This window comes from Pseudoalteromonas sp., assembly GCF_041629635.1.
GTDB lineage: Bacteria > Pseudomonadota > Gammaproteobacteria > Enterobacterales > Alteromonadaceae > Pseudoalteromonas.
In genome coordinates this window covers 1-3,641 of sequence record NZ_JBFKMX010000220.1, presented here as the reverse complement: position 1 = coordinate 3,641, position 3,641 = coordinate 1, and the positions used below count along the sequence as shown (strand labels likewise).

Here is a 3,641-nt window from a genome sequence, read left to right as displayed (position 1 = left end):
GGTCGGTTTTTTCAATTTTAGTTAAATCATCATCTTGATAGCCATTGTCTGAATAGCCAGCAAAAAACACCGTTTGCGGATTAACTTTATAAGAGTAAAGCAATTGTGTTGAAAAACCTTTGTAATTGGATGTTACTTCATCAATGTAATTATTTTGGTTTCGTTCAATATCGCGATATATAACGGCAAGCCTTACAAAACTGCGCGTATTAAATTGATAACTTAGACGAGCATCGATTAGATTGGCAGTAAATAAGTCATCGCCCGCAGCATCCATAGTTTCAAATGTATGCCGAAAACGCAGCTCTAAATGACGGTTTAAATTTACATTAATCACGGGCTGAATACGGGTTTTGTCTCCTAGGCGGTTATTGGCAAGGTCAATATGATTGCCTGTATTTGCATAAAGCGACGCAAATACGCCTGAGAGTGGCTTAAACTCAAAATACATGCCAATTAAATTTTCATTGAAGAGGGTCGTGTTACCATCAATGGCTAAATTTGCTTTGTTATGGCGCAGGCCAACACGGTCGCGCTGCATTAACTCAAATTGAATAAAGCTCTGTAATGGGCCATTAAATGACAATTCGCCTTGCACTTCTTTTTCTAACAGTTCGCCGTTGTCATTATGGCTGATATCCCAATCACCATAAAACTCAATACGATTATACCAATCTACATCTTGCTCGCCGTACCAACGATAGCGCCCACCAGTTACAAATTTATTGAAATCGATTTGATTCATAAAGCCTAAGTCACCACGAAAATCTTTTCCTAAATTGTCGTAGCGCGCAAATAGGCTCCAGTATTTTTGGTTATGCTCATAACTTAACTTATAAGCAATATCGTTTATTGCTTCTTCAGCACTTACACGCAGGTATTGCTCGTTAATATCACAATCGGCTAAGCCATCACATTGCGTGTTAGCTTGCTCTTTACAATCAGCAAGACTTTCGGCATCGCAAATGCTTTCTCTGAATTCATCAGAATATTTTGTTTGTGAGAAGGCAACTTGAGCAATAAATGTGTCGTTTTCTGTTAAACGGTATTTGCTATCGAGTGATGATAAGTAGTTGTAATAATCATCAGCACTACGCGCTGTGGTGGTTGCAGCCATTGAAAAGTCATTAGTAAAATCATAGCGATAACGCGCCGCTAAATTGTTGCTTTTACTTTCTAGCGAGACAATGGTTGACCCTAAATTACCAGGAATAATCACATTACTTTGATTGTCATTAGCCATGAAAGCACCAAAAGTGTGGCCTTCAAGGCTACCTGTGAGTTTTACCCCTGCATCTGGCTCTGCCACATTGCGTGTATAAATTAGGTTCCATGGGGTTGAGAAATAATCGGTGTTTTCTAAAAAGAAAGTACGTTTTTCAGTAAAAAAGAGGGTAAAACTATTGTTAATGCCTAGTTGAGCAACATCCGCTTCAACTTGTGAAAAGTCAGGGTTTAATGTTGCAGTAAGGGTAACTTCAGGTGTGATACCCCATTTAACATCAAGACCAGGCTCAAGCGAATTATCCGCTTGCCAATCTTCCATTGGATTAGTAGATACATCGCGGCTTTCACTTCGACCAGCGACAACAGTTGGAACTAGCGTTAAGTTATTGCCTTGTTTAGCTTGTTCAAAGCCAGAAACCGTTTGCATTTGGCAAACCCAACAACTGTTAGCATGGTCAATGTTAATGGATGAAATACGCAGGCGCTCATTGCGCGGTAAAAACCGCACAAATTCCATCGCCATATCTTTACGTTGTTGACCCTGTTCAAAATTCAATATGCGAAATGGGATCGATACTTCCACAACATAACCCGTATCAGTAATTTGACCCGCACTGTGCCAAATACCATCCCATGCATCGCTTTCATGGCCTGTCAGTGCATCTTCAATAGAGTCCATTTGCACGCCAAGGGGATTAATAAAAAACTGATAGGCTAGTTTTTCGTTGTTGTATGAATCGATTTTTAAACCTACTAAGTCATCACTCCAATTTTTGTCTCTATCTCGGTAAAAAGCGCGGATTTGCTCCGGTTTAGAGTCAGATACAACAAATGCAACATTGAGTGACTCGCCATTTTCATAAACTAATGCATAGGCCTTCTCATTGGCTATGACATTTTCGTAGGGCCAAGAGATGTTATCAATATTAATTCGTTTAGCTTGTTGCCAAAACGTTTCACTAAGTTGACCGTCAACGTTTGGGCTTTCTGAGATAAAAGGAATTGATAAAGTGGAGTCTGTTTTAGCAATTAAGGGTGTTGATAAAAGGGCAGCACAAAGTGCTAGCTGTTTTTTCATGATGATTTGCACGAACTTCTTATAATTTGCGCAAAGTTTAGTGTGTGCTAAGCAAAGGGGCAATTTGGATAAGGCTAAGTAACAAAAAATAACGATAAAGCTATTCACTTTATCGTTATTTTAAAAGTATAGGCTAGAACAGTATGGTGTTTAGCGTGCCACTAGCATCATTACACCAGGGATAACAAAGAAAGCACCTAAAACATAACCTAATGCAACAGTTTTGTTATTTGAGCCAACTTCTGCAAGTTTGCTTGCTGCACGAAGTGGTAATTCGCGTAAGAATGGCGTGCCATAAATAAGTGCCACTGCAAATACGTTAAACATTACATGCACTAGAGCGATTGTTAGAGCAACTTCAGCAGCTGCACCCGTAATTGACGTTGCAGCAAGTAGGGCAGTAATGGTAGTACCAATGTTTGCACCTAGCGTGAATGGGTAAATTTGCTTTGTTGAAAACACACCACTACCAGCAAGTGGGATCATTAGGCTTGTAGTCGTTGATGAAGACTGAACCATTACTGTAACCACAGCACCAGATGTAATACCTGCAATAGGGCCTTTACCAATCGCGCGGTGAAGCATTTCTTTTGCCGTACCTACCAGGGCTTTTTGTAGTAGTTTACCAAGTGTAGTTACTGCAAATAAAATCATTGCAATACCAACAACAACCATAGCTACACCTAACATTTTACCATCAAAGAACGCTAAGCCATCTTTTACAACACCAACAGCAGGCTTAACTAATGGTTTGATAAAGTTATAACTCTTAAGCGATAAATCAGCGTCACCCACAAATACGTGTGCAAGGCTTTGTGATAATTTTTGTAATAAACCAAATGCAAGTTCAAGCGGTAAGAAAATAGCTACGGCAATTAGGTTAAAGAAATCATGCACTGTAGATGCTTCAAATGCGCGCTTAAACTCTTCTTTTGAACGAATATGACCAATTGATACAAGTGTATTGGTAATTGTTGTACCAATGTTTGCACCCATAATCATTGGGATTGCAATATTAATTGGTAAACCGCCCGCTACTAAACCAACAATTACCGAGGTTACTGTTGAAGACGATTGCACTAATGCTGTTGCTAAAGCACCAAGTAATAATGCTACAAATGGGTTGGTTGCAAAGGCAAAGATTTCTTTTGCACCTTCGCTGCCGCCGGATGCTAATTTAAAACCACCACTTACGGTACTTACTGCTACTAACACCAAATAAACTAAAAATGCGATAGCAGCCCAGTTAATTAGTTTGGCAGCTACACTTTGCTGAGGGTTTATTGGATTTGATGTATTTTCACTCATTACATTTCTCTTCATTTACCGGCGACAG

At 39.5% G+C, this 3,641-nt stretch carries 2 protein-coding genes; both read right to left on the bottom strand.

Annotation, left to right across the window (positions count from 1 at the left end):
- Window positions 1-2,305 (bottom strand): DUF5916 domain-containing protein (locus tag ABYD77_RS18275; protein ID WP_372771526.1); only part of this gene is annotated, 2,305 nt, incomplete at its 3' end.
- A 150-nt stretch (window positions 2,306-2,455) separates the two neighbouring features.
- The gene (locus tag ABYD77_RS18270) at window positions 2,456-3,613 is read right to left on the bottom strand and encodes a Na/Pi symporter (RefSeq protein ID WP_372771525.1); all 1,158 of its coding nucleotides are present in this window, start codon (window positions 3,611-3,613) and stop codon (window positions 2,456-2,458) included.
- Between the last annotated feature and the right edge of the window lie 28 nt (window positions 3,614-3,641).

Excerpts from the sequence above, each read along its gene's own strand:
- ABYD77_RS18270 (WP_372771525.1), bottom strand. The coding sequence starts at position 3,613 with ATGAGTGAAAATACATCAAATCCAATAAACCCTCAGCAAAGTGTAGCT.